The sequence below is a fragment of the Streptomyces niveus genome, assembly GCF_001723055.1.
Taxonomy (GTDB): domain Bacteria; phylum Actinomycetota; class Actinomycetes; order Streptomycetales; family Streptomycetaceae; genus Streptomyces; species Streptomyces niveus.
Genome location: NZ_MDCR01000334.1, coordinates 1 through 5,245, shown reverse-complemented (window position 1 = coordinate 5,245; position 5,245 = coordinate 1). Strand labels below are relative to the sequence as shown.

At 66.0% G+C, this 5,245-nt stretch carries 3 protein-coding genes; all 3 read left to right on the top strand.

All coding sequences use genetic code 11. The features are described from left to right. Positions 1 to 3,555, top strand: a 3,555-nt coding sequence (dnaE, locus tag BHU15_RS31185; protein ID WP_069630197.1) for a DNA polymerase III subunit alpha, incomplete at its 5' end; no start/stop codon positions are given. Between the two features lie 67 nt (positions 3,556 to 3,622). Continuing rightward, positions 3,623 to 4,588, top strand: coding sequence for a hypothetical protein (locus tag BHU15_RS31180; protein ID WP_141726916.1), 966 nt, complete (start codon positions 3,623 to 3,625; stop codon positions 4,586 to 4,588). Positions 4,589 to 4,670: 82 nt separating this feature from the next. Beyond that, the gene (locus tag BHU15_RS31175) at positions 4,671 to 5,102 is read left to right on the top strand and encodes a nuclear transport factor 2 family protein (protein ID WP_069630195.1); all 432 of its coding nucleotides are present in this window, start codon (positions 4,671 to 4,673) and stop codon (positions 5,100 to 5,102) included. Positions 5,103 to 5,245 lie beyond the last annotated feature (143 nt).

Below are 5,245 nucleotides of genomic sequence, written 5' to 3'. Positions count from 1 at the left end.
TTCACGCATCTGCATGTCCACACTCAGTACTCGCTGCTGGACGGTGCGGCGCGGTTGGGGGACATGTTCAAGGCGTGCAATGAGATGGGGATGTCTCATATCGCGATGACGGACCATGGGAATCTTCATGGTGCGTACGACTTCTTCCATCAGGCGAAGAAGGCGGATGTGACGCCGATCATCGGTATCGAGGCGTATGTGGCGCCGGAGTCGCGGCGTAACAAGCGGAAGGTGCAGTGGGGGCAGCCGCATCAGAAGCGTGACGACGTTTCCGGTTCGGGTGGTTATACGCACAAGACGATCTGGGCGGCGGACAAGACGGGGCTGCACAATCTGTTCCGGTTGTCGTCGGACGCGTATGCGGAGGGGTGGCTGACGAAGTGGCCGCGGATGGACCGGGAGACGATCGCGAAGTGGTCGGAGGGTCTGATCGCCTCGACGGGGTGTCCGTCGGGTGAGTTGCAGACGCGGCTGCGGCTGGGGCAGTTCGACGAGGCGATGCAGGCGGCTTCGGACTACCAGGACATTTTCGGGAAGGACCGTTATTTCCTGGAGTTGATGGATCACGGGATCGAGATCGAGCGGCGAGTGCGGGACGGGTTGCTGGAGGTGGGGAAGAAGCTGGGGATCCCGCCGCTGGTGACGAACGACTCGCATTACACGTATGCGAACGAGGCGACGGCGCATGACGCGTTGCTGTGTATTCAGACGGGTAAGAATCTGTCGGATCCGGACCGGTTCCGGTTCGACGGGACGGGTTATTACCTGAAGTCGACGGACGAGATGTATGCGGTCGATTCGTCGGACGCGTGGCAGGAGGGGTGTGCGAACACGCTTCTGGTGGCGCAGCAGATCGATACGGAGGGCTGGTTCCAGGAGCGGAACCTGATGCCGAAGTTCGACATCCCCGAGGGCTTCACCGAAGTCACCTGGTTCCGCGAGGAAGTCGCCCGCGGCCTCCGCACCCGTTTCCCCGGCGGTGTGCGCGAGCAGTACCAGCGGCAGGCCGAGTACGAGATGGGCGTCATCGTCGAGATGGGGTTCCCGGGGTACTTCCTGGTCGTCGCCGACTTCATCATGTGGGCCAAGAACAACGGCATCGCGGTCGGCCCGGGGCGGGGGTCGGCCGCCGGGTCACTCGTCTCGTACGCGATGGGCATCACCGACCTCGACCCGATCGAACACGGCCTGATCTTCGAGCGGTTCCTCAACCCCGAGCGGGTGTCGATGCCGGATGTCGACATCGATTTCGACGAGCGCAGACGGGTGGAGGTGATCCGCTATGTGACGGAGAAGTACGGCGCCGACAAGGTCGCCATGATCGGGACGTACGGAAAGATCAAGGCGAAGAACGCCATCAAGGACTCGGCGCGTGTGCTCGGTTATCCGTACGCGATGGGTGACCGGCTCACGAAGGCCATGCCCGCCGACGTCGGCGGAAAAGGGATCGAGCTTTCCGGCATCACCGATCCGGCGCATCCTCGTTACGACGAGGCGGGTGAGATCCGGGGGATGTACGAGAACGAGGCGGACGTCCGGAAGGTCATCGACACGGCGAAGGGTGTCGAGGGCCTGGTGCGGCAGATGGGTGTGCACGCGGCCGGCGTGATCATGTCCAGCGAGACGATCACCGACCATGTGCCGGTCTGGGTCAGGCACACCGACGGCGTCACGATCACACAGTGGGACTATCCGCAGTGCGAATCGCTCGGCCTGCTGAAGATGGACTTCCTGGGTCTGCGAAATCTGACCATCATGGACGACGCCGTCAAAATGGTGGGCACGAACAAGGGCATCGACCTGGAGCTTCTGTCCCTGCCGCTCGACGACCGGAGAACCTTCGAACTGCTCTGCCGCGGCGACACGCTCGGCGTGTTCCAGTTCGACGGGAACGCGATGCGCTCGCTGCTGCGGCTGATGAAGCCCGACCATTTCGAGGACATCACCGCCGTCACCGCGCTCTACCGGCCCGGCCCGATGGGCATGAACTCGCACACGAATTACGCGCTGCGCAAGAACGGGCAGCAGGAAATCACCCCGATCCACCCCGAGTTGGCCGACGCGCTCAAAGACGTCCTCGGGATCACCTACGGACTGGTCGTCTATCAGGAACAGGTCCAGAAAGCCGCGCAGGTACTGGCCGGCTACACGCTCGGGCAGGCGGATCTGCTCCGCCGGGCCATGGGCAAGAAGAAGAAAGAAGTCCTGGACAAGGAGTTCGTCCCGTTCCGCGACGGCTGCCGTGAGCGCGGGTATTCGGACGAGGCGGTACGGGCGGTGTGGGACGTGCTGGTCCCGTTCGCCGGATACGCGTACAACAAGGCGCACGCGGCGGCCTACGCGCTGGTGTCGTACTGGACGGCGTATCTCAAGGCGAACCACCCCGCCGAGTACATGGCCGCGCTGCTCACCTCCGTACGGGACGACAAGGACAAGTCGGCCGTCTATCTCAACGAATGCCGGCGGATGGGCATCAAGGTGCTCCCGCCGAACGTGAACGAGTCGGTGGCGAATTTCGCCGCGCAGGGCGACGACGTCATTCTCTTCGGACTCACGGCGGTCCGGAACGTCGGCGCGAACGTCGTCGATTCGATCGTCCGGTCGAGGAAGACGAAGGGGAAGTACGCCACGTTCCCCGACTTCCTCGACAAGGTCGAGGCGGTCGTCTGCAACAAGCGCACCGTCGAATCCCTCATCAAGGCCGGCGCCTTCGACGAGATGGGCCACACCCGTAAGGGACTGGCCGCGCAGCACGAGCCGATGATCGACAACGTCGTACAGATCAAACGAAAGGAGGCGGAGGGCCAGTTCGACCTCTTCGGAGGGGACGGCGAACCCGACGCGTCCGCGGGGTCGGGCTTGGGCCTCGACGTCGAATTCTCCGACCTGGAGTGGGACAAGTCGTATCTGCTCGCGCAGGAAAGGGAAATGCTCGGGCTGTATGTCTCCGACCACCCGCTCCTCGGAATCGAGCACGTCCTCTCGGAGCGCTCCGACGCGTCGATCTCACAACTCACCGGCGGCGAACACGCGGACGGCGCGGTGGTCACGATCGGCGGCATCATCTCCGGCCTCCAGCGCAAGATGACCAAGCAGGGCAACGCGTGGGCCATCGCGACTGTCGAGGATCTGGCCGGGTCCCTGGACTGCATGTTCTTCCCGGCGACGTACCAACTGGTGGCCACCCAACTCGTCGAGGACACCGTCGTCTTCGTCAAAGGCCGCCTCGACAAACGCGAGGACGTCCCGCGCCTCGTCGCGATGGAGATGCGCGTCCCCGACCTGAGCGACGTCGGCGCGCACGCGCCCGTACGGCTCGACATGCACGAGGCGCACGTCACGCCCGAGTCGGTCCGCCAGCTCAAGGAGATCCTGACCGCCCACCCGGGCCCCACGGAGGTACGGCTGCGTGTACGGCGGCGTGCCACGACCACCGTCTACCGGCTGGGCTACGGGGTCGCGGTGACCCCTGAGTTCTGGGCCGACCTGAAGGCGGCGGTGGTGGTGACACGCAGGGCCCCCGATTCCGAACAGACCGGACCGGCCCGAGGCTAGGCTCCATCTCTGAACGAACGGCACGGCACGGAACGGCGCGGAATTGAGTCGGGGGCGGGGAACTCGAATGTTCGGCGGGGGAGTTGGGCGGCGGCGCGAGATGGGGCTCGTGGCCGGCGGGCTGGTGGTCGCCGTGGGGGGCGTCCTGTTCATGGCGGGGGCGGAGACGGACGACGGCGAGAGCGACGACTTCTCCGCAGACACCTCGGGGCCGTTCTTCAACCCGAGCCAGCGGGACTGGGGTGAAGGGATGTGCGAAAGCATGGCATCCCTGAAGGCGCTGCAAACGGACAGCGCGAAGAAGGCCGACACGTTCGCGGGGAGCCCCGACTCTGTCGCCTCCGCCTACCTGACGTCGGCCTCGTCCGCCCTGGAAGACATCTCGCGGAAGTTCGCGGCGGTGGACTCACTGACGCGAATACCCGAGACCGAGAGACTGCGGTCCAGCTATCTGAGGGAGATCGACCGCGTCCGGCCCGAGGTCAGGGAGTTGTCCGATGCCGACGGCCTCGCGGGGCTCTCCACGCGGGAGAAGACCGGTCGTGCCGAACGCGTCACCTCGCTGGTGGCCGGGATCAAGGAACCGAGCCCGAGCTGGGACCAGTTGACCCAGGAGGACCGGTGGTTCGAGACTGCCGGCAACTCTCCCGGCTGCGTCAAGGTGAGGCAGGCCGAACGCGCGAAATCCGGCCCGTCCGAACCGCCCGAGCCCGTACCCCCGCTTCCCCCGGCGGCCGACGGCGCCTCCCTCGGCGCCTGTCTCGACGGGGCCTGCGAGGTCCGGGTCATGAAGCCCGAGGCCGACATCAAGGTCGGTGGCCTGACGCTGGAAGTGACCCGCGACGGCTCCAAGGTCACCGTGGTCCACTCCTACCCCTCGGGCGGCGCCGTCAGAGTGAACCTCTCCGAGGAGGGCGCGCGCGGCACCTTCGGGCGGGGCGGAGACGCGACGGGCACGGTCACCGTGGAGCTGAAGGGCGTGAACAGGAACGGCGCCGTGCTGAGGATCAACTCCTCCTTACCTCCGGGGTAATCGCCAGGGTCTGCCCGCCCCGGCCAGGATGTGCACACACGCCGCGCCGGCAGGGCGCGGGGCAGGTGAGGGGTGGACAGCCATGTCGGAAGAAGCGAGCACGCGGACGCGTCAGGTGGTCGAGCAGCTGCTGGGCAGGATCGGCGCCGGTGACTCGGACGGGATCGCCGAGCTGTACGCCGAAGAGGTCGACTGGGGGCTGGACTGGCCGGAGGCCGAGCACGGCCGGGCCGCGACGCCCTGGATCAGGCACCGGACCAGCCGCGCGGACGCGGCGGCCAACTACCGCGAGATCGCCGAGCACCATGTGCCCGGATCGGTCGGTACGGAGATCGAGCGGATCCTGGTCGACGGGAACGACGCCGTCGTGACGGGTGAGATCCGGCAGACGGCGCGTTCCACCGGACGCGCCTACCGCGCGCGGTTCGCTCTGCACCTCACCGTCGAGAACGGTCTCGTCACCCGTAACCACATCTACGAGGACAGCCTCGCCGTGGCCCAGGCGTTCCAGTGACCGGCTGAACGCCGGCCCCTCCCTGCCACTTCCTCTCAACAGTTTTCCGCAACTCTGTTGAAAATCCCCTCCCGGCCAGACCTTGTCCGGAAAGGGAGCGTTCGGCGAGAGTTCATCCCGCGACGCCCCACACCAGCCCCACA

Excerpts from the sequence above, each read along its gene's own strand:
- BHU15_RS31180 (WP_141726916.1), top strand. The coding sequence starts at position 3,623 with ATGTTCGGCGGGGGAGTTGGGCGGCGGCGCGAGATGGGGCTCGTGGCC.
- BHU15_RS31175 (WP_069630195.1), top strand. The coding sequence starts at position 4,671 with ATGTCGGAAGAAGCGAGCACGCGGACGCGTCAGGTGGTCGAGCAGCTG.